Annotated in this window: 24 protein-coding genes; 19 read left to right on the plus strand and 5 right to left on the minus strand. The window is 45.2% G+C overall.

Annotation, left to right across the window (positions count from 1 at the left end; translation table 11 throughout):
- Window positions 1–5: 5 nt before the first annotated feature.
- The 19 genes from strainIA91_RS03790 (at window position 6) to strainIA91_RS03880 (ending at window position 16,345) form a co-directional block, all read left to right on the plus strand.
- On the plus strand, window positions 6–599 hold the full coding sequence (locus strainIA91_RS03790; protein ID WP_400167792.1) for a hypothetical protein: 594 nt from the start codon (window positions 6–8) through the stop codon (window positions 597–599).
- Complete coding sequence (locus strainIA91_RS03795; protein WP_400167793.1) at window positions 596–1,246, plus strand: energy-coupling factor transporter transmembrane component T; 651 nt, start codon at window positions 596–598, stop codon at window positions 1,244–1,246. Before strainIA91_RS03790 ends, strainIA91_RS03795 begins: the two co-directional genes overlap by 4 nt.
- Window positions 1,236–2,012, plus strand: coding sequence for a tRNA pseudouridine(38-40) synthase TruA (truA, locus tag strainIA91_RS03800; protein ID WP_400167794.1), 777 nt, complete (start codon window positions 1,236–1,238; stop codon window positions 2,010–2,012). Before strainIA91_RS03795 ends, truA begins: the two co-directional genes overlap by 11 nt.
- Complete coding sequence (locus strainIA91_RS03805) at window positions 2,006–3,151, plus strand: S1C family serine protease (RefSeq protein ID WP_400167796.1); 1,146 nt, start codon at window positions 2,006–2,008, stop codon at window positions 3,149–3,151. The genes truA and strainIA91_RS03805 overlap by 7 nt, the downstream gene beginning before the upstream one ends.
- 24 nt (window positions 3,152–3,175) lie before the next feature.
- Window positions 3,176–3,775 (plus strand): hypothetical protein, encoded by a 600-nt coding sequence (locus tag strainIA91_RS03810; RefSeq protein ID WP_400167797.1) that lies wholly within the window; start codon window positions 3,176–3,178, stop codon window positions 3,773–3,775.
- Window positions 3,772–4,041 carry a DUF4321 domain-containing protein gene (locus strainIA91_RS03815; protein WP_400167798.1) on the plus strand — a complete coding sequence of 90 codons (270 nt, stop codon included), beginning with the start codon at window positions 3,772–3,774 and terminating at the stop codon, window positions 4,039–4,041. Before strainIA91_RS03810 ends, strainIA91_RS03815 begins: the two co-directional genes overlap by 4 nt.
- 13 nt (window positions 4,042–4,054) lie before the next feature.
- Window positions 4,055–4,285 carry a twin-arginine translocase TatA/TatE family subunit gene (locus tag strainIA91_RS03820; protein WP_400167799.1) on the plus strand — a complete coding sequence of 77 codons (231 nt, stop codon included), beginning with the start codon at window positions 4,055–4,057 and terminating at the stop codon, window positions 4,283–4,285.
- 15 nt (window positions 4,286–4,300) lie between these two features.
- Complete coding sequence (gene gatA / locus strainIA91_RS03825; protein ID WP_400167800.1) at window positions 4,301–5,674, plus strand: Asp-tRNA(Asn)/Glu-tRNA(Gln) amidotransferase subunit GatA; 1,374 nt, start codon at window positions 4,301–4,303, stop codon at window positions 5,672–5,674.
- A gap of 56 nt (window positions 5,675–5,730) precedes the next feature.
- On the plus strand, window positions 5,731–6,720 hold the full coding sequence (locus strainIA91_RS03830) for a vWA domain-containing protein (protein WP_400167801.1): 990 nt from the start codon (window positions 5,731–5,733) through the stop codon (window positions 6,718–6,720).
- Window positions 6,717–7,736, plus strand: coding sequence for a VWA domain-containing protein (locus strainIA91_RS03835; RefSeq protein WP_400167802.1), 1,020 nt, complete (start codon window positions 6,717–6,719; stop codon window positions 7,734–7,736). The genes strainIA91_RS03830 and strainIA91_RS03835 overlap by 4 nt, the downstream gene beginning before the upstream one ends.
- Entirely contained in the window at window positions 7,714–8,487 is a 774-nt protein-coding gene (locus strainIA91_RS03840) for a tetratricopeptide repeat protein (RefSeq protein WP_400167803.1), read from the plus strand. Before strainIA91_RS03835 ends, strainIA91_RS03840 begins: the two co-directional genes overlap by 23 nt.
- On the plus strand, window positions 8,484–10,280 hold the full coding sequence (locus strainIA91_RS03845) for a BatD family protein (protein WP_400167804.1): 1,797 nt from the start codon (window positions 8,484–8,486) through the stop codon (window positions 10,278–10,280). Before strainIA91_RS03840 ends, strainIA91_RS03845 begins: the two co-directional genes overlap by 4 nt.
- Window positions 10,277–11,047, plus strand: coding sequence for a tetratricopeptide repeat protein (locus strainIA91_RS03850; protein WP_400167805.1), 771 nt, complete (start codon window positions 10,277–10,279; stop codon window positions 11,045–11,047). The genes strainIA91_RS03845 and strainIA91_RS03850 overlap by 4 nt, the downstream gene beginning before the upstream one ends.
- Window positions 11,047–11,505 carry an SPOR domain-containing protein gene (locus strainIA91_RS03855; protein WP_400167806.1) on the plus strand — a complete coding sequence of 153 codons (459 nt, stop codon included), beginning with the start codon at window positions 11,047–11,049 and terminating at the stop codon, window positions 11,503–11,505. The genes strainIA91_RS03850 and strainIA91_RS03855 overlap by 1 nt, the downstream gene beginning before the upstream one ends.
- Window positions 11,502–12,614 carry a tol-pal system YbgF family protein gene (locus strainIA91_RS03860; protein WP_400167807.1) on the plus strand — a complete coding sequence of 371 codons (1,113 nt, stop codon included), beginning with the start codon at window positions 11,502–11,504 and terminating at the stop codon, window positions 12,612–12,614. Before strainIA91_RS03855 ends, strainIA91_RS03860 begins: the two co-directional genes overlap by 4 nt.
- Entirely contained in the window at window positions 12,611–13,657 is a 1,047-nt protein-coding gene (locus strainIA91_RS03865) for a hypothetical protein (RefSeq protein WP_400167808.1), read from the plus strand. Before strainIA91_RS03860 ends, strainIA91_RS03865 begins: the two co-directional genes overlap by 4 nt.
- An 86-nt stretch (window positions 13,658–13,743) precedes the next feature.
- A complete protein-coding gene (locus strainIA91_RS03870; protein WP_400167809.1) occupies window positions 13,744–15,333 on the plus strand; it encodes a sensor histidine kinase in 1,590 nt (529 codons plus the stop codon).
- A 13-nt stretch (window positions 15,334–15,346) separates the two neighbouring features.
- A complete protein-coding gene (locus tag strainIA91_RS03875) occupies window positions 15,347–15,547 on the plus strand; it encodes a hypothetical protein (protein ID WP_400167810.1) in 201 nt (66 codons plus the stop codon).
- A 24-nt stretch (window positions 15,548–15,571) separates the two neighbouring features.
- Window positions 15,572–16,345: a polysaccharide deacetylase family protein gene (locus strainIA91_RS03880; RefSeq protein ID WP_400167811.1), complete on the plus strand. Its 774-nt coding sequence runs from the start codon at window positions 15,572–15,574 to the stop codon at window positions 16,343–16,345.
- Between the two features lie 25 nt (window positions 16,346–16,370).
- Here the strand turns inward: strainIA91_RS03880 and strainIA91_RS03885 are convergent, their stop codons facing one another.
- The 5 genes from strainIA91_RS03885 to strainIA91_RS03905 all read right to left on the minus strand — a co-directional run bounded on the left by strainIA91_RS03885 (window position 16,371) and on the right by strainIA91_RS03905 (window position 21,639).
- Window positions 16,371–17,102, minus strand: a complete 732-nt coding sequence (locus strainIA91_RS03885) for a hypothetical protein (RefSeq protein WP_400167812.1) — start codon at window positions 17,100–17,102, stop codon at window positions 16,371–16,373.
- 2 nt (window positions 17,103–17,104) lie between these two features.
- The gene (locus tag strainIA91_RS03890) at window positions 17,105–17,791 is read right to left on the minus strand and encodes a potassium channel family protein (RefSeq protein WP_400167813.1); all 687 of its coding nucleotides are present in this window, start codon (window positions 17,789–17,791) and stop codon (window positions 17,105–17,107) included.
- A 23-nt stretch (window positions 17,792–17,814) separates the two neighbouring features.
- Window positions 17,815–19,242 (minus strand): TrkH family potassium uptake protein, encoded by a 1,428-nt coding sequence (locus tag strainIA91_RS03895; protein WP_400167814.1) that lies wholly within the window; start codon window positions 19,240–19,242, stop codon window positions 17,815–17,817.
- 383 nt (window positions 19,243–19,625) lie between these two features.
- Window positions 19,626–20,783 carry a DUF5009 domain-containing protein gene (locus strainIA91_RS03900; RefSeq protein ID WP_400167816.1) on the minus strand — a complete coding sequence of 386 codons (1,158 nt, stop codon included), beginning with the start codon at window positions 20,781–20,783 and terminating at the stop codon, window positions 19,626–19,628.
- Window positions 20,784–20,880: 97 nt separating this feature from the next.
- Window positions 20,881–21,639, minus strand: a complete 759-nt coding sequence (locus tag strainIA91_RS03905; RefSeq protein WP_400167817.1) for a sugar isomerase domain-containing protein — start codon at window positions 21,637–21,639, stop codon at window positions 20,881–20,883.
- Window positions 21,640–21,641 lie beyond the last annotated feature (2 nt).

The following is a 21,641-nucleotide window of genomic DNA, read 5'->3' on the forward strand; positions in this document are numbered from 1 at the left end:
ATTCTGTGAAAATTTTCAAAAAGTGTCTCTTTCTCCTCTTCATGATGATGAGTCTTGTCTACGCATCCGACAACAGAGCCATATTAAAAAGCCTGATTCTTCCCGGTTGGGGAGAACACAGTCTGAACGCATCCCGCAGAGGCCGGAGCTTTATGATTGCAGAAGCAGGTCTCTGGATCTCCTATGCCGGTTTGCACAGCTACAGGGATATACAGCACGACGATATGATACACTATGCCAGAGCCCATTCCGGAGCCGCCGATTTTCACGGAAGTTCCCAGTACTGGGTGGATATGGGCAGTTACCTGACCTGGGAAGAACACCGGGAAGAGATGTTGGAAAACAGGATGCCTGATAAAATCTATGATGAACAGTATGCCTGGAGCTGGGAATCGCTGGATCATGCCAACACGTTTCGGGATATCCGGATTAAAAAAGACCGGACAGATCACCGGATGACCTTTCTTATTGGTGGTATGATCTTTAACCGTCTGGTCAGTGTGCTGGATGTGATCTACCTGTCCCGTTCCATGGAATCCTCATTATATGTAAGCCCGGATAACACGTCAATCAATCTATCCATCGCCCTGAATCCATGAAAAATCCGATTCATCAAAAAATGATGCTCTCTTTTCTTTTCCTGGCCATGATCATTGCTGTCTGGTTTCCGGGAATTATATACCAGATCGTGTTCAGCCTGATACTTATTCCCCTCATCGGGTGTGCTCCCAATCCCGCGCGAATCGGTCGCTTCCTCATCTCCATGTCTCCCTTCCTTGTGATCACCCTTGGAGTCCATCTTTTTTTTCGGATCGGTGTGGAGGATTACTGGGGTGCTTTCCGGGAGATGGAGCTGTGGTCTGTGGCAGGATATTTTACCCTTCGTAACCTGAATGTGATGGGTGTTGTTGCCCTGATTTTCAATTACAAACCTTTTCCGGATATGGATGGGTTTTCCGGCAGTTTGCAAAACCGTTTACTGAAGGGGGATGGAAAACAGTATCCCTTTTCTGCCGGACTCTTTATCGGGTTACAGTATTTTCGGGTTATCCGTGACGAGTACCGCTCACTCATCCAGGTTCACAGAATCCTGGGAATTAAAAAAGAGAAGGGCGTATTGAAACAGGTCCGTTATTACTCATCCCTGATCATCCCTTTGTTCATCGGATCTTTTGAACGGGTGGATCAGCTATCGGTGGCTTTAACCACCCGTGGGTTCGGCAGGAGCGATGAATATGGTGCTTAACCGTCATGCCTTTCGGGTAGAATATGAAGGAACCGCTTATTGCGGATTTCAGCTTCAACCGGACCAGCCAACGATTCAGAAAGCGATTGAAACAGCATTTTTTGCGCTTTATCAATCGGATGTCCGCATTGTGGGCAGCGGGCGGACCGATTCGGGAGTCCACGCAGCCGGACAGGTCTTTCATGCCGATGTGCCGGAGAATATTCCATGCCATAAATTGGGTAAAGCTCTAAATAGTCATTTACCTGAAGATATTCGTATCACAGGAGTATCTCAGGTAAATCGCACATTCCATGCCAGATATGATGCCGTGTCACGGCACTATACCTATAGAATTTTCAACGGTGTGTCTGTTTTAAAACGCCGTTTTGTCTGGCAGATCTTTCAACCTTTAGATATCAACGCCATGAATCATTGCCTGTCTTTCATTAAGGGAGAACATGATTTTACATCCTTTTGCCTGAGTCAGACAGAAACTGACCATAAAATTTGTGATATTCAGGCTGCCGAATGGCAGGTCAAAGGTCCGGAATTGCTTTTTTCCATCCGGGCAAACCGTTTTCTTCATGCCATGGTCCGTTCCCTTGTGGGGACTATGGTGGATGTAGGAAAAGGGCGATACACGGTTTATGATTTTGAAAATATTTTACATAAAGTTACCCATGGTTCCGGGGCGGTTACAGCCCCTGCCAAGGGATTAGTGCTTGAGGAAGTCATTTATAATCCGCAGATTACATGGCAATGGTCAGGAGTAGCACAATGCTAAAAAATAAAAGGCTTGTTTGTATAGCCCTTATTCTGATGACAGTCATGCAGGCTTCAGCCCAGTTTATCGGTCCGACCAAACCAGATAATCTGAATCAGCAGGTAACTGAAAGCCGCAGGAATGCCATCACCCAAGCCATTGAAAAGTGTGTACCGGCTGTGGTAGGTATCCATGTAACGGAAATCAGGGCCGTATCGCCTGGAGCGGCCTATAACGACCCCCTGTGGGATCTCCTGTTTCCCGGCCAGTTGTATCAACGGGAAGTGAAAAGCATGGGAAGCGGTGTCATTATCAGTCCGGACGGATATATTGTGACCAATGCCCACGTGGTAGGTAAAAACGCGGTGAAAGTCATCGTTACCCTCAGCGGTGGAACCCGCTATCCTGCGGAAGTGGTTGGTGTGGATGACCTGACGGATATTTCCCTTTTAAAAATTGAGGCGGAAGACCTTCCCGGCATTGAAATCGGTGACAGTGATGATGTGATCATCGGGGAATGGGTGGTTGCGTTGGGAAATCCTTTTGGACTTTTTGATATCAGCAATCAGCCGACGGCAACCATCGGTATTGTCAGTTCGAAAAATGTCAATTTTGGAGAACAGGCTGGTGGAAGGGTGTATCAGGAAATGATCCAGACAGATGCCAGCATCAATTCCGGGAACAGCGGAGGGGCCCTTGTAAATGTTCATGGTGAAATGATCGGCATCAATACCTTTATCTTTACAGGGGGAAACCAGGTGGGCGGATCTGTCGGCGTGGGATTTGCCATCCCGGTTAACCGGATGAAAACCGTTGTGGATGAACTGATCCGCAGTGGATATGTGGAGCGGGGTTTTGAAACAGGACTCAGTGTTCAAACCCTGGACCAGTATATTGCTGCCTACCTGAATTTGCCTTTTAAACAGGGAGTTATCATAACGGATGTCCGGAAAAACAGTTCAGCTCATAAAGCCGGTTTGAAAGTCGGAGATATCATCCGCAAAGTCAATGATATGTCTGTGACCAATACCCGGGATATTTACCGGGTCATCAATGAAAATTACCTGAAGGCTGGAGATGTCATTCACCTGGAAATCTGGCGGAATCAGAAGACGATCACCTGTGAACTGATCCTTGCGAAGCCTTCAGCCAGAAAATAAATCAGCAGGAGTTAAGAGAAGCGTATGGAAAAAATTGGCATACTGAAATATCCCGGCGCCAGCGGTGATCATGATCTGTACTGGGCGGTCCGGAACTGTTGCGGTCAAAAAGCAGCCTTCCTTGAGAGCGGCAACTGGAACCCTGATGAAATCTCGGCACTTCTCATTCCCGGCGGCCTATTTGTATCAGGCTATTCTGATGTGAAGGACAATCACCTGGTGGCCCATGTTATCCGGAATCACAAGCCGGTATTGGCCATTGCCGAGGGGTATTATTTTATCAAAGCGAGTCAGGGACTTACCGCTGATCTTATCCCCCGGGAGGATGTAAAGAAAGTGACAACCGGTGGAGCCATCATAACTGATAACAGCAATTTCTGGCTTACCCGGTATGAGGAAGATGAAGCGGTCACCTGGCCTGAATCCTACAGATTTCATTCATTTTCCCGGGATGATACTATACATTCCATCGTAGTCTCCAAAGCAGACGAAAGGGTACTGGGAATTGGACTGAAAAAATATCCGGTTGCTGCTCTGTTGTTGCATCCTGAAAGAGCTGTTGATGAAGTCATCGGTGATACTTCCGGAACAAAACTATTCAATGTGTTGAGGACAGATCAATGAAACAAAAATTTTCGGTTGGTAAAGCATTGGGAATTATCTTGTTGGGAGCCATTATCGGCGGTATCCTGGGTGAATTGTTCGGAATGATTCTGCCTGAGAGCGTGGTACGGGAATTTCTTTTAAAGAAGTACGCTTTTGGGTTTACAAATCCCCTGAATATTGATCTGAGCATTATTACCTTCAGTTTTTCCCTTATGTTACGGATGAATGTGGTGAGTCTCCTGGGGATTGTATTCGGTTTTTACATTCTTAAATATACACGATGAAAGTGAGGTCACAATGAATTTCGGTCCATGGGAACTTATTATTATCCTGGTGATTGTTCTCCTGATTTTTGGTCCGAAAAAACTTCCTGAGCTGGCCAAAGGACTTGGAAAAGGCCTTCGGGAGTTTAAAAAAGCGGCACATGATGTAAAGGATGAACTGGAAAATGCCGGAGATGAAGAAGAAGAAAATCAGGCGGAGAAATCTACAGGAAAAGATAACCGTAATACTGAGAAAAAGGGTTAAGAAGACCGGGGATTTATGAAACGTTCAACTGAGGATCATATTTACGATTTGATTGACACAATAGACCAGTCCGGCAATCCCATATTTATCACCGTAGATAAAGAATGGCTTCGGAAACATCTTGCAGAACAGGCAGCCATTCAGGGTCCGTTTTCCGGGAAAATCATTGCTGTTAAAGATAACATCAATGTCCGGGGTTTGCCAACCACATGTGCCAGCAGGATTTTAAAGACGTTCCATTCGCCCTATGATGCCACGGTGATCAAAAAGATTCGGGCGGCCGGAGGTGTTCTTTTAGGTAAGACAAACATGGATGAATTTGCCATGGGCTCTTCCAACGAGTATTCCGCCGCAGGAGCTGTAAAAAATCCTGTTGATGAAACCCGTGTTCCCGGTGGTTCCAGCGGTGGTTCGGCTGCTGCTGTGGCTTCCGGACTTGTTGACTATGCTCTGGGATCGGATACAGGAGGATCGATCCGGCAGCCGGCAGCATTTACGGGCACAGTAGGACTCAAACCCACATATGGCCGGGTCTCCCGCTATGGCCTGACTGCCTTTGCCTCTTCCTTTGACCAGATCGGTCCCATTACCCGGACTGTCCGACAGTCTGCCGAACTCCTGGAAGTGATAGCCGGAAAAGATCCCCTGGATTCCACATCGGCCGACATCCCGGTGGGAAATTATGTTCGTGCCCTGGATGAAGATGTAAAAGGACTGACATTAGGAATTCCCTGGCATCTGCTGGAAAAAGGTGTGGAAAAGGATGTGATGGATTCCTTTCAGGATGCGGTGAAAACCCTGGAAAAAGCCGGCGTGACCTTTCGGGAGATTGAGCTGAAATATGCCGATTATGCGATTGCTGCATATTATATCCTGGCTACGGCCGAAGCATCCAGCAATCTGGCCCGTTTTGATGGGATCCGGTATGGTGTAAATCAGAAAATGGACGGTGGCGATCTTTTTAGCACCTATGCCGAAAACCGTTCGAAAGGATTTGGGCCGGAAGTCAAACGGCGGATTATGCTGGGAACCTATGTGCTTTCTTCCGGCTATTATGAGGCCTATTATGCCCGGGGACAAAAGGTTCGTACATTGATTGCCCGGGAATTTGCCACCTTGCTGAAGGATATGGATGGAATTATGCTTCCCACGACTCCCACAACAGCATTTAAACTGGGAGAACATGTCAATGATCCACTTAAAATGTATTTAAATGATGTCTTTACCGTCTCTGTAAATATTGCCGGATTGCCGGCCCTGAGTGTCCCCGGAAAGCCTGGAAAGGGGGGATTGCCTGTCGGTTGTCAGTTCATCGGCAGAGCCTATGACGAAGGAACTATTTTGCGCTTAGGTCATACGATTGAAATGTCACGGTGTAAACCGGAATAGTAAATCGATCCTCGCCTGAGGATTTGTATGGTGGATAATAACGATTCAAGGAAAAAATGTTCAGATTTCAGAATCCGGAAATTTTCTTTTCTCTGCTGCTTCTGATACCTCTGATTATCACGGAATTCCGCCGTCATGTTTCCAGGCGATTCACCCTTCGTATCGGAACTCTGTCTTCACTTCGGAAATTTTCACCCAGGTATCCTGTTAAACTCCTGATTCCCCTGGTTTTAAAATATGTGGCCTTTATTCTGATCATTGCTGCACTGGCACGGCCCCAAAGGGGAAATGTTACCCGTGAATTGACCCAGCCCGGTATCGATATCATGATCACCCTGGATATATCCGGTTCCATGCGGGCAGTGGATTTTCAGCCCAACAGACTTGAAGCAGCGAAACAGGTTGCCATGGATTTTGTCCGGGGACGGACTACTGACCGTATCGGATTGGTTGTTTTTGCCGCGGAAGCCTTTCTTCAATGTCCCCTCACGGTGGATTATGATGTTTTAAACGGGATGATTGCAGATGTGCAGATTATCCCGGAAAATCTGGATGGGACGGCAATCGGACTGGCCATTGCCAATGGTGTAAACCGCTTGAGGGATTCGGATGCCAAAAGTAAAGTGATCATTCTGCTCAGCGACGGGGATAACAATGCCGGAGATATCGATCCTCTGACGGCAGCAGATTTTGCCCGGGAATTTGATATTAAAATCTATACCATTGCCATGGGAATGCGTGGACAGGTTAGGATGCCGGTGGATGATCCCCTCTTCGGACGGCGGATGATACCGGTTCAAATTGAAGTCAATGAGGAACTTTTAACCGAAATCGCCGAAAAAACCGGGGGGACTTTTTTCCGGGCCGATACGGAAGATAAATTAAATCAAATCTGGCAGGATATTTCTGAAATGGAGAAGACAGAGATCAAAGTATCTCAATTCACCGACTGGGAAGAGCTGTATAATCGTTTTTTGATACCGGCGCTGATTCTTTTTGTTCTTGGGTGGATATTGGGGCGTGTCCTGTGGAGGGTTCGGCCATGATTGAACTTATGCACCCCCAGGCTTTGTGGCTGCTTTTACTGATTCCCCTTCTTATGGTGCTTCGATCTGTAGAAACGTCTCACTGGAATCGGCATAAGAAAGGCTTCTTCCACTTAAAAACCTATCCGCGGATTATCCATGACAAACCGGCACGCCGGAAACTTATTCATTTTTTAGAATATACAGGATTGGTTTTGTGCATTCTGGCGTTGTCCGGACCGGGAGTGGGGACAGAGATCCGGGAAGTTCAACGGGAAGGTGTGGATATCCTGATTGCCCTGGATTTAAGTCAGAGCATGAGTGCTGCAGATGTAAAACCCTCCCGGCTTGAACGGGCGAAACTGGAAATTGTCAAATTGTTTTCCGTGTTGAAAGGAGATCGTGTGGGATTGGTAGGATTTGCCGGTGTGGCTCACCTTCAATGCCCGCTGACGCTGGATCACCGTGCCGCCCGTATGCTTCTGGACGTGATGGATGTCAGCCTGTTGCCTGTCCAGGGTTCAGCCATTGCGGATGCAGTGACTGTTGCTGCCGGTGCTTTTCCCGAAAAAGATGAAAAACATAAAGTCCTGATCCTCATCAGTGACGGAGAGGATCATGAAAAGCAAATTGAGGAAGCCGTGAATCTGGCGGAGAGCAAAGGGGTCATTATTTATACCCTTGGGGTGGGGACCCTTGAAGGAGCTCCCATCCCGGTATATAAAAACAATCAACTGGCAGATTATAAACGGGATAAATCAGGAAAGGTGATTGTCACACAACTGAATGAAGATGCCCTTTGGCAAATGGCACATGCCACTGACGGGGATTATTTACGGCTGACGGATGTGGAAAATCCACTGCTCCAGATTTATAACGAGATATCCAAACTCGAAAAGAAAGCCTTTCAAACTCATGAATACGGTCATTTTAAACAACTTTTTCAAATTTTCTTAAGCCTTGGCTTCCTTTTGTTTCTTGTGAGCGGACTCATACCGGAAAATGGAAAAAAGAATGATGCAGACATGTCGTTGTAAATATTTCATTGTGATACCTCTTTTCTTGGTAACGGTCCTTTGGGGAGCGGATCCGGGGTTGAATGCTTTTCATGAAGGAAAGTACGATACCTCTCTTGCCTATTATCTGAAACGGCTTGAGGAAAACCCGGACGATAAGGTTCTGCACTACAATGCGGGGACATCCGCCCTGAAGGCCGGACGAACAGACCTGGCAGCCACACATTTTGACAGGACTATACGACACACGGAAGATCCTGAATTTCTGGCAAAAATCTGGTACAACCGTGGACATTTAAGCACACAGAACGGGCAACTTGAAGATGCGTTAAAAGCTTTTGAGCAGGCCATTCTTTTAAATCCCGGGGATATCAACAGCAAAGTGATGTATGAGCTTGTCAAGGCCCGGCTTCAGCAACAGCAGCAGGAACAGGATCAGCAATCTGACAGTCAGGATCAGGAAAAGAAAGAAAACAGGGAGCAACAACAGAAACAGCAATCCTCAGAAGAAGATAAACAGAAGGATTCGCAACAGAAGCAGGAAAAAGAAGATCAAAGCCGACAGGAAGAAAGCAGTGAAAAACAATCTGAGCCGGAAGAATCCCAAACCCGGCAGCAGGAGACCATGGCGGAAGAAAAAGAAGAGGAACTCACCCGTCAACAAATGGTAAATTTACTGGATGCCATGCGGGAAAAAGAAAAAGAAGCCATGAAAGAGATTCTCAGATACCGGTACCGGAAGTCTACCATTGAAAGAGAGAAAGACTGGTGAACAGGGAGATTTTACATAGCAGGCCGATTTCGTTCTATGTCAGATTTCTGGCAGGATTTCTGATCTGTGTCATGGGAGCAGGCATTCTTTTTGCCGCCACACCCCGGGTGAATGTCTCCGTTTCAGAAAATGACATTTCCCTGAAAGAACGGTTTCAGTTAACCTTTACTTTTGAAAACTTTTCCGGTAATCCGGATCCGGATGTATCCCGACTTAAAGATTTTTCCGTTATATCCGGTCCATCCAAATCAAACCAGTATTCCTGGATCAACGGCCAGTCCACGAAAGTATACTCTGTAACATATACTTTGGCACCCTTGAAGACAGGCCGGCTCACAATTCCATCTTACACCTTTCAGGATAAGCGGCGGTCCTATCAGACCGAAGCGTTGACTATCCGGGTCCGGGAGCCTGAAGGTCTTCCTGACACCCCCTCCGGTCAGAGCCGTTTGAAACCATTCTATTTTGAGCTCCTTCCTTCAACCCATACACCGTATGTGGGTGAGCCTTTTGTTTTATCCTATAAAATATATTTTCGTGAGAATATCCGGAATTATCATGTAGATAAAACCATGTTCACAGGATATCTCACGGATTATCTTCCGGTTCCCCGGAATCCGGTGGTGAGGACCGAAACAGTGCAGGGAGTATCCTATCAGTCGGCCATTCTGCAGCAGGTAGTCCTTACACCTGCTATCAGCGGAAAAGATACGATCCCATCCCAGGTGATTCGTCTGGAAGTGGAAAGCCCCCGCCAGGGTCGTCGCTCCATCTTTGATGATCCTTTTGGCATGGGTATCCAATTGAGAAATGTGGATGTAGTATCCCCTGAGCTGGTCCTGAATATCCGTCCTCTGCCACCAGATCCGCCAGCATCTTTTACGGGTGCCGTGGGATCCTTTACCCTGGATGCGGCTTTTGATACGGTAGAAACTGAAGAGAATCAGGCCGTTACCTTAAAAATTGAAGTCAAGGGGAAAGGGAATTTTAAGAATTTCACCTTTCCAAAACCGGAATTCCCCGATCAGTTTATGGTTTTCGAGCCGGAAACACAGGAAAATGTCCGCCTGACTGATGAAGGATATACCGGCAGTAAAATATGGGAATATGTGATCATTCCCAATTATCAGGGGACCTATTACTTTGAACCTGTAGAATTTTCTTATTTCTCACCGAAAGATGGAAAATACAGGAAACAAATGGTTCCGGATCTGATTTTAACCGTCACACCCAATACCCGTCTGATTCGGGAGCAGCAGCAGGGGCTCAGTCGGCGTGAAGTAGAGCTTCTGGCACAGGATATCCGTTTTATTCAGCTTAAGGAAGGACGGATCATGTCTGAAGCATCCCGGCATACCATACACGGGGTGGACTGGATCGGCTATGGAATCTCTTTTATCATTTTTCTTGTCTGGTCTGTTTTTGCCGGTACGAAAAAGTTTCTGGAAAGAAATCCAGCCTATGTGAGAAAAAAAGCGGCTTACCGGACCCTGGAAGCGGCAGCTCGGGATTTGCCTGCAACTGCGGATGAAGTCATCAGGATGCTACCGAAACTTTTTGCCCGGTATGTGGCGGACAAAGAAGGCCACGGCCGGCAAAACCTGACCCGAAGTGAGGTGATTGCTTACTGTCGGGAAAAAATCCACGATGAAACTCTTTTACAACGTATTGATACCTGGTGGAAAGAGGTGGAATTTTTAAATTACCTGCCGTCTGAAACAGATGATATCAGGGCACAGGAACTGAAAGAGGAGATGCTGGCCTTGATTCGTCTCCTGGAGAAGAAGAGATGAGGTTTGATATCAAATACCTGCTATTACTGATTCTTATCCCCCTGACCCTGTTTGGACAGGAGGAAGAACGTGAACGTCTTTTTGTGAAAGCCAACTCCTACTATTCATCCGAGCAGTACAGTCTGGCCCTGGATCTTTATGAAGAAATTGCCGAAACAGGCGGGATAAGTTTTGAACTCTACTACAATATGGGAAATTGCTATTACAGACTTGGACAGACGGGACAAGCCATCCGGTATTGGGAAAAGGCAAAGCGAATCCGGCCGAGGGATCCACAGGTGAATCATAACCTGGCCCTGGCAAGACTTCAGATAACAGACAAAATGGTGCTTCCTGAAGCCTTTCTTCCCATCCAGCTCTGGTGGGATCTGAGGGATATGCTGGGAGCTTCCTTCAGTTTCCGTTTATCGGGGTATTTTTTTATGACCGGCCTGTTTCTCTTTATTCTCCCGAGGAAACTCTTTAAAAAAAAATGGCTTAAACGACTTTCAAATCCTCTGATTATCATACTATCAATCCTGTTTATAATCACTTTATCTCTATCCTTGCATACACGCCATTATGATAAAACACACCGTTTTGGTATTCTATTGAAGAAACAGGTTGAAGTGAAAAGTGCGCCCCGGGATGCCGCCAATACCCTGTTTATGCTCCATGAAGGATCAAAAGTGCGTATTCTGGATAAAGCCGGAACCGAATGGGTGGAGGTCTCATATTATGATGACAAGGTGGGTTGGATTAAGCAAAACCAGATTGGAGATATCTGATGGCACGCATGATGGTTATCTTTCTTGTTTTATTCAAAATGGTCACTGCCCAGGTTGAACAGGATGAATGGATAGATCCTGAAAAGCTGAAAGATGATCAGGTTTTTTCTTATCAGACAGTACAAGCTTCTGATTCAACCATCATGGATTATATCCGGGATACAACAGGGCTGAATATTGTGGATTCCATTATGGTCCGAAGGGGATATCGTGTTCAGATCGTCTCTACACAGGATGTGGACCAGGCAGAAAATGTGGCGGACAGGGCTATGGAATTTTTCAACCAGCCGGTCTACATCATCTTTGAATCCCCTTATTACAAAGTGAGAGTTGGGGATTTCCTTAGTGATCTGGATGCCATGGATGTTGAACGGAAAGCCCGCCAAAACGGCTATCCCGGCGCCTGGATCGTTCCCAGTGATGTTAATGTCCCTAACCCAAACCGGCGTTATAAATGAGCCGGAAAATCCTCTCACTGACTATACTGATCATCTTTGTTGCCTTACCCAGTCGTGTCCTGGCCGACAGCCTTCTGGTACAGGGAGTACATAAGATTCAAAATTATCAGTTCCCTGAAGGTCAGGCACTCTTCAGAAAAGCAGATATTCCTGAACCGGTCAGAGCCTTTTATCTTTTGAATTCCGAGTATATGAAACTAAAAATAAACGGACATTATACAGAAGCCAATGAATTCCTTATAGCAGGTATTGAAGAATCAAAAGATCTTTTTGATGCGGCTTTGGATAAAAGTAGTCCTGAATATGCCCAAATTCTCATGTACTATGGGGCGTTACTGGGGCTTAAATCCCAAGTGTTTATGGCTGAAAATAAGTATTTACAGGGCTATTACCATGGATTGCGGGGAATTGAGAAAGTGAAAACAGCATATGACATGGATACAACCTTAACGGATGCTCTGCTGGCCATGGGGACTTATGAATTTTACAGTGGCATTATGGCGCAACATTATTCGGTGGTAGGCGCAGTCATTGACGCAGATGAAGCCATCCGGCGAGGACTCGATTATTTTTGGCAGACCTGGAACCGGGGTGAACGTTCAAAAGCGGAAGCAGGTCACTTGTTGCTGTTGATCTATGTTTATGAATTGCGTGATTATCCAAAGGCTCTCAGGATAGGAGAAGAGCTGATAAAAGAGTACCCCGGAAATCTGGAAAACCGCTCTCTTTATGTGGAAGCACTCATTCTCAGTGATCGCTTTGATCTGGCAGATAAAATCCTGGGGGATTTTGATACATATACTTCCTGGCTGGATTCCGAGGGGAAAAGGGTATGGAACCTGAGAAAAAAATATATTCAGGCGGTATATACCATGGAGAAAGGGAATTTTGAAAGAGCCGAATCCCTGTTTAAGGAGGTTATAAAACATTACTGTTTTGAGTATCAGTGGCAGAAAAACAGGTCCCTTTTGAAAACCGGGCAGATGGCTGATCTTCAGGGAGACCGAAAAAAAGCCCGACGGTATTATCAGCGGGTCGTGGATTCCAAAGAAACAACCCGGGCTGTACTGGAAGCAGAAAAATATCTGAAAAAGCCCTATTCACCATGAATTCGATCTTTTCTTTTCCCAAATCTATCACCCTGATTCCTGTACATGAAAAGCATATATCTATAATCTGGAACATGCGGAAAGTCCACCCGGCATGGCAGCACATCCAAAGAGAACACATTGAAAAAGCCGTGACTGAAAAATGGTGCGGAACTCCTGTTTCCCGGTGGCTGATAACTATTCAGGACAGGATCTATGGTGAAATAGGGTGGAAATCCTATACACCGGGAGAACACCTGTATCTGGATGTGATCGTGTACCGGAAAGAATTGTATCGTCTGGACCTGGCCAGGCATTGTATTGTTCCTTTTGTCCGTATATTATCCCGGAATTTTCGAATCCATACAATCCGTTGTTCCATTTTACGACCGGATCCGATGCTGGGAAAATTCCTGGGATCCATGAATTTCAGACAGATCTCAGTCCGCCAGGTCCCGGAACGGGATATTTTTCCCGGAGGTGTGGTGGCTTCATACAAAGTGGAGTGTGATCACCTGATTCACAAATTTACCAGGGTGCCAAAAATCCGTTGGAAATCTCTGCAATTGATCCCCTTTAAACTGTTGGATATAGACTCGGCACCCCTGGATTTTTCCGAATCCTTTAAAACCTTTCCCCACTTAAAAGAACTCATCTCATTGAAAAACAGAAAAGATCTGGTGGATTATTACAGCTCATTACCCATCACATTGGATGTAAAAACGGTTTTATTTACCGGGGGCGGAGAGGCCAGAAAGATAGGAATTGTTGTGCTCAGTGAAGAATTCCCGGACAGCATGATCTGGCATCCCCTGTATCAGACACAGGATCTTGAGGAGGATCTCTTTGCCTGTGTTCTTGATCTCCTGAGAGATAACCCTGCTATCCGCTCCGGGCATGTCCATAAAGCTGAACAGCGAAAAATCCACCTGTTGAAAACCTTCAATTTTATTCAGGATGCCCATGATAATCAGGGATTTAGCTCTTGGCACCTGGAAACGGTTGCCCTTCCCGAACGTGATTTGCTTATGAACCGGGAACAGGTGGAAAATATAAAATTCTAATTTACTATGATTATATAAATTATTGGGAATCATCAGCACCTTATGTGTAAATTTGCTCAAATTGTTCAACAGGAAAGCGTTTCTCCATGATTGTACAGCTGATCTACAATGCCGCTTTATTGATTGCGTTATCCTCGCTTTACGGTGTGGTTGTTCATTATCGCCGGGACGGGTCCATTGGAAATAAACTGTTAACCGGATTGTTATTTGGTATCATATCAGTAGCCGGGATGAATCTGACGGTTCATTTCCGGTCGGGCATATTCTATGACGGCCGGTCCATTGTACTTGTTCTGGCCGGTTTGTTCGGTGGAGGATATGCTTCCCTGGTGTCTGTGTTCATCGCTGCAATATACAGGGCTCTGGTAGGTGGCATAGGAGCTGTAGCAGGAATTGCTACAATCATCAGCAGTGCCGGTACGGGACTGATATTTCGCAGATTATGGCATAATGAGCCTCTCAAAATGGGTCCCTGGACCTTATTGGGTGTGGGAATTGTGGCTCATCTCCTGATGCTGGCAAGTCAACTACTTTTACCCTGGGATGTCGCTTTGGATACCATTTCCCACATCTGGAAACCGGTGATGGCGGTTTTTCCGGCAGCAACACTGATGATGGGACTTTTACTGGGAAATGAAGAACGGCGTGTAGTGGTGGAGAAACGCTTAAGGGAGAGTAAAGCCTCGCTCCATATTGCCCAGGAAATTGCCCACATGGGAAGCTGGGAATATGATTTAAAAAGGGATGAAGCCACCTGGTCGGAAAACACCCCACTGGTGTTTGGCTTAGCCCGGAAATCTGAACCGGAAAAATATAAGGACTTTGTATCTGCTGTCCATCCGGAGGATAAACACCTGATTTTATCGACGGTTGAAAGTATTAAAAAGAAGAAATCCCCTGTGGAAGTGGAATTGAAGGTCGTGGATTTTCTTGGAAATCTCCGCTATATCCATAATAAACTGATTCCAGTACTGGAAAACGGTGAAGTGATTACCATCAAGGGTGTCAGTGTAGATGTTACGGAACACAAAACGGCAGATATTCGTCTAAAAAACAATCTGAAAGAAAAAGAGATCCTTCTGAAAGAAATTCACCACCGGGTCAAGAATAATCTGAATGTCATTATCAGCCTGTTGAATATGCAACGGCGGACTATCCGGACAAAAGATGATGCGTTGAAGGCATTCGATGAAATCCGGAACCGGATTTTTTCCATGAGCCTTGTTCACGCAAAACTCTACAAATCCGATGATTTTTCCCGGATAGACATGAAAGATTATATCGAAACCATTATCCGGCACTATCTCGAGGCATCTACCCTGAAAAAACAAATCCAGGCGGATATCCAGGTGGATGCAATTTATCTGGATATTAATAAGGCAATCCCCTGTGGACTGATCATTAATGAACTGGTGACCAATATTTTAAAACATGCTTTCCCTAACCGTAATAAAGGTAAGATACACATTCTGTTTCATGCCCTTGACAAGACAAAACTGGAGCTGGTTATTGGGGATGATGGCATTGGATTGAACCGCGACATCGATATCTCAGAACCCGGCAGTTTGGGCTTGCGTATCGTCCGTCTTTTAAGTGATCAGATTCAGGGGAAACTTGAAATTTTCAATGAAAAGGGGACGGTTTTCCGGATTATTTTCCCCAAAGAATCTCAATGATAACGGAGGTTTTATGAATACAAAAAAAATTCTCACGTTTTTTGCCGGTGTATTTACGGTCACCTTTGTGGTCAGTGCCATTGTGACCTTTTTTTACAGTTGGATTGCCCATGGTACGGCCATGGCTGAATGGGGGACCGCATTTCGACTGGCAGTCATTTTGGGCTTTGTGATGACCTGGGTTCATGCAAGAGATATAAAGACAGGCAAATAAAGAAGATTTACGGGAGTGTATATAGTGAGAAATTGGACTATCTGGATTTCTTTATTCGTCATTTATACAGGGTGTCATGTGTCAACACCTGAAAAGACTCTGATATACAGTTATGGTGCCATCACACGGACTGATACTTGTCAGAAGCAAATTCACCTGGTGTTTACAGGGGATGAGTATGCCGAGGGTGGCCCGATTATTCGTGAGGTGCTGGACAAACATGGTATCAAAGCTTCTTTTTTTCTGACGGGTAATTTTTATAGAAATCCGGATTTTCGCCCTGTTATTGAGGGGTTGGTAGCAGATGGTCATTACCTGGGAGCCCATTCAGACAGGCACCTGTTATATGCCAGCTGGGAAAATCGTGATTCCACCCTGGTCAGCCGGGAAGCATTTAAAAAGGATGTGCTGAATAACTACAAAGAAATGTCACGCTTTGGTATTCAAAAAGATAAGGCACCCTACTATCTGCCGCCGTATGAGTGGTATAATGAAGAGATTGCCCGGTGGACAAAAGATTTAGGACTGGTACTTGTCAATTTCAGTCCCGGCACTTATTCCAATGCCGATTATACAATTCCTGGTATGGGAAGCCGCTATCTTTCGTCGGATACAATCTTTTCACGGATTTTGCGCTATGAAGAAGAAAAGGGGCTGAACGGATTCATCCTGCTCCTCCATATAGGCGTTCATCCTGAACGGCCGGATCCCTTTTATTATAAGCTGGATTCCTTGATACAGGTATTGAAAAATCGGGGATACGGCTTTACGCTTCTGGATCAGGCCATTCCATCCTGAAAAATAAAAAAATATTATTTGGTTATTAATCGTCCGGATCATCCTCCAGTTTATCCACATATAAAAAGGCGATACGTACCTTTTCGGACCGGTCTTTAATGGGTACAAACTTGAATTTCAATTCCAGGGAGGATTCCCGGATTGGCAGCTCCAGTGTGGCTGTAAAATCTTTTTCCTGGCCTTCCTGAATAGCAGCCAGCATAAATTGGCGATAAAACCGTTCATTATTGGATTGTTTTTCAATGACATTAAAACTGAAGGTATCCTGTTCAACGCCAAAAGCATGTTGAAGGGGTTTTGTAAATTTGAAGACGGATTTATCAAAATCAGCCATGATAATTTTGCGGCTGGCACGTCTGAACAAGACTTCCAGGGCCCGGAGGCTCAGGGCTGTCCGGTCTGCCCGCAAGGCATCATAGGTGTCCAGATGCTCAGCTACCCGGGTTGCCAGATGGGTTATGAGGGTAATTTCATCGTCTATCCAGGAAATATCATGTATTCCTGTTGAAAAATCTCCGGATAAAAGACGCCGGAAATAATTAGTCAGTCGTTTATTAAAGCGGAAAACACGAAGGGTTAAGTAAATCCATAAGGCTATATAAAGAAGGGTGATCGCAAGGGCAAGAATGAGTAAAGGAAGCGTATCTACAAGTAAAATAACTGTAATCAATCCTCCAAATCCTATCAGACCTGGAAGGAACCAGAAAATCTTCAGAGGTAGTTTGAAACTTTTATCTCTTTCCTTTTTTTTCTTCATGGCTAATCCTTTGCGAACTTTTCAATATTGCTGTCGGATCCGGCAACCAGAAGAATATCACCTTCCTGTAATTTTTCTGTCGGTGAGGGAACATCATTGAATTCTTCACGGAAAGTCCTTTCTCCTTCTTCCGTAATGTCAGGGAAATACCGTTTGATACCTACAATATTTACGTTGTTGTTTTTTCTTGGATTTAGTTGGAGGAGTGTTTTCCCCACATACTTTTCCGGGATTTTTATTTCTGCAATACTGTGACCTTCTGATAGAGGAATATATTTGGATATGCTTGAGGATATTAATCCTCTGGCAATTGTCTTTCCCATTTGTTCTTCGATACTGACAATCTCATCAATATCCATGGTTCGGAGAATTTCCCGCTGAAGGTCATTGATAGCCCGGGCCCAGATTTTTTTAATCCCCATTTTTTTCAGCAGGAGAGTGGTGAGGAGATTCGCTTCAACATCATCACCGATACAGACAACAGCCAAATCCACATCTTTGATGGCCACACCTTCCAGTGCGGAACGATCCATGGAATTCAATGTCACTGCGTATGTAACTAAATCTTTCACCGCTTCAATTTGTTCTTTATTATTATCTATGGCAATCACCTGAGCGCCCCGTTCCGTCAATTCCAGAGCCAGGGTTCTTCCAAAGGTCCCCAAACCGATGACTGCTATACTTCGCATAATATGACTCCTGTTTTAATCACTTATCCGATCATAATTCGTTCTTCGGCATAGGTGTAGTTTTGTGGTTTGTTGCTGAAAACCAGGGCATAGCCGACGGTCAGAGGTCCCAGTCGTCCAATGAACATCAGGATCATGATCAGAATTTTTCCGGTATTGGATAAATCCCCGGTAATTCCGGTGGACAGTCCCACCGTGGCTACAGCGCTGATAGTTTCGAACAAAATATCCATGAAGGGAAACGGTTCAACATAAACCAGTGCCAAAAGCAGGACTCCGATAAAGACCATGTAGAATAGGAGGACGGTCAATGCTTTTTGAATAGTATCCGTGGAAATGGTTCGTTTCATGACTTCCACATTGTTTTTGGATGTCACCCCACGGATCATCGTCAGCCATAAAACGGCAAAGGTCGTTGTTTTTAAACCGCCGCCCGTGGATCCGGGAGATGCGCCGATAAACATGAGAAAGATCATAAGAAGGAGCGTAGGTGACGAAAGGGCAGATATCAATGTTGTGTTGAAACCGGCTGTCCGGGTGCTTACAGATTGAAAAAAAGAAAGTAGTAATGCTTGTCCTGACGATTCAGTATTCAAAGTGTTTTTCTCAAAAAAGAAAATGCCTATTGTCCCAATCAGAATTAAAAGGAATGAAACCCGGAGCACAATGCGCGTTTGAACTTTTAGGGATGAAACGCGTCGTTTGTTTCCAGACAAGCGGTTTTGAAAAGCGGTGGTGATATTACGGATTGCCAGAAAACCCAGGCCTCCGATGATGATCAATCCTGCAATAATCCCATTTGTGGCAAGATCGTACTGATGTGGCATCAGACTGTCCGTATTGGTTGAGAAACCTGCGTTGCAAAATGCGGAAACGGAATGAAACAAAGAATGGTATATAGTTTGTCCCCATGTGGGATAAAAATCCCGCCAACTGAACATCAATCCGATCGCTCCGATCAATTCTATGATGAAGGTCATCTTGATAATGAATAAAATAACCTTGAAAGCATCTGACAAGGTGTCATAATCCAGCATATTCTGTACCAAAGTACGATCTTTGATGCTGAGTTGTTTACCGCCTACAAGGGCCAGAAAGACTGAAAAAGTCATGATACCCAATCCGCCCATCTGAATTAATATGGCAATGGCTGTTTGTCCACCAATATTAAACCATGTTGCTGTATCCACCACGATCAGTCCGGTGACACATATAGCTGAAGTTGACGTGAACATGGCATCAACCAGAGATGTTTCAACACCTTTTGTCGTGACCAAGGGTAAGGTTAATACAACCGCTCCAGCACAAATAGCCAGAAAAAAAGTTAAAATCATGAGTCTGGCAGGATGCAAACCCATGTTTGTGATTAAATTTTTTGCTTTTCGGAAACGGGAAAATATCATCACAATAATGACAATCTGTTTTAGAATGATGTAAAAAGAATCATTCATCAGAGAGGGAATAAATTGTAGTAAAGGGATAAAGACAATTGCATCGTACCAATTCTGTTTCAGGTGATCCACTTTATTCTGAGAAAGGGAAAATTTTATTAGAACATCTGTGATAAAGAGTGCAAGAATGCAAGTATTTATTATTGAAAATATATCACTGTGAGGTCTGGCATATGACGTTCTTTCAAACATTAGGCTGAATAAAGCGAATATTGCCACAATACCTACTGCATTGTTTAATGCTTTTTTTATTTTTTCAGCAAAGGTTCCTGATATATTCTTTACATCATTCATTAAAGCAATTTAAACTAATCTGTACATTCATAAAAGTGCTTACTCACACAAAGCGGTTTCTAAGATCTTATTCCACAAAAGAGTTGTTTTCAAAGTTTTAACCGTATTTTCATTTTCGTAAACAGATGTGTAACAAAAAGAATGATTCCAGTAAAGAAAAAAGCCCGAAAAAGGCCCAAAATGTATCCTTGCTGTCCCCATTGAAAATAAGGGATAGCCAGGATATCAAAAAGAATGTAGAAAACAGCCGGAAGCAGGTAGGCCGTGAGGGGATTTTGTGCCGAAGGTTGAAAAGGGTTGCCCCAGGTTTTCAGGTCCTTGATATCGGCGATAAAATAAATCAACAGAAAAATCAAAACACACAAGGCTGCGCTCCAGAGTCCCCACACAGGTGTGGCCTGTATTTTAGACACGATATATACATTGTGCAGGAGCCAGCCGGCCAACCACAAGACCAGGGCTTCTGCCGGCAATCGTTTCAGGACGACATTCCGTCCTTTTTTCAGTTGCAGACCGGCATAGAGTCCGGCCAGGACAATCAGTGTGTGGGTCCCGAGAAATTTACCCGGGTGAATAAAATCCACCAGGGGTTGCAGGGCATCCAGGCGGCCGGACACTTCCCCTATAAAAAGAAGGATACAAAACCCCATGCTGAGGATGATGATCTCTTCACGGTTCTTAAAAAACAGGTAGATCAGGGAAGCGGCGGCATAAGCCCATCCGATGAGTCCCAAAATTCCCCACCAGCCGGTCCGGAGCCATTGGATGTCGGAAATATCCCCCCGGCGATAGATGACGGCGAGAAAGATGAGAAGAATCCACCCGATTTTTGGCATATACCGTTTCAAGGTGGATCTGTCCTCCCAGATGTTCCAGATCAGGAAAAAGGAGGCATACATCAACAACTGCCAGAGTGCCTTGGGGAGACAGGCAATATGCGGGTTATAGGCGCCGGAGTTCAGCATCATGACTCCCATGATGATTAACGCCAGGCTGCGTTCGCCGATATGTTTCAGTGATGGAAGGATGCCCCTGGATAGTCTTTTTTCCAGGGCGATGGGGATTACCATTCCAACGATAAAGAGAAAAGCGGGAAAGACCAGATCCGGCAGGGTCATCCCGTCGGTATTCGCTCTAACATGATGCAGCCATTTTGGTGCATCGGGCACGGAAGCCACATCATTTACAAAAATCATCAGTGCGATAGTAATTCCGCGGAAGAGATCAATACTGACCACACGTTTCATGGAAATTTCCCTTCAAATAAAAAAGTGCTGAGACTGCCTTACGGGTTGGGGGGGGGAGGGGATAAGACAGCCTCAACACAAAGATTTCATCGGGGTGTCACACGCCGACAATCCGTTTTTTGTACTCTTTCAGGGCTTCATCCAGCCTGTCATGAGCACCGGGATCACCCACATTGTGACTTGGGTGAATATACAATTTTACACCACGATCTGCCAGAATTTCTGCAACGGTTGTTATCGTCATCCAAACAGCTGTTACAAAGGCAATGGTAGAAACCGGTCCGATTTTATCGGGATGGTTTTTCAGGGGAACAGCCGCATCTTCGCCAGGGGCACAGGAATCAACGACGATATCCGCCAGCTCAAACATGGTTTTCCCGCAGGAATGTTTGGTTGTCCGGCCTTCAGCCGCTTTTTGGGCTCCAAAAACAATAAGTTTCATCCCCTTCTCTTTGGCTTTCAGAGCCACATCGATATTCACGGCATTCACACCGGAATGGGAAAAAATCCACATACAATCCCGTGAATCAAAATTGTAGCCTTTCATGATCTGGTCACCGTATCCTTCCACCCGCTCGAGAAACACAAACTGGTGGACACCCATATCTCCCACAATATGGGTAAAAAAGGAGAGGGGAAGCTCAATAATGGGATGAAATCCCACAAACCCACCGATACGGGGGTACATTTCCTCAATGGGCAGGGTTGCGTGCCCACATCCAAACGTGTGCACCCAGCGTCCTGCTTCGATGGTATCAGCCATAACTTTTGCTGCTTTTTGGATGGCTTCCATCTGGGTGTTTTCAATGGCATTCATGACTTCGTATGCTTTTTTCAACCATTCTTTTGCTAACATTG

The sequence above is a fragment of the Candidatus Neomarinimicrobiota bacterium genome (assembly GCA_041154365.1).
In the GTDB taxonomy this organism is placed as follows: Bacteria; Fidelibacterota; Fidelibacteria; order Fidelibacterales; family Fidelibacteraceae; genus Fidelibacter; species Fidelibacter multiformis.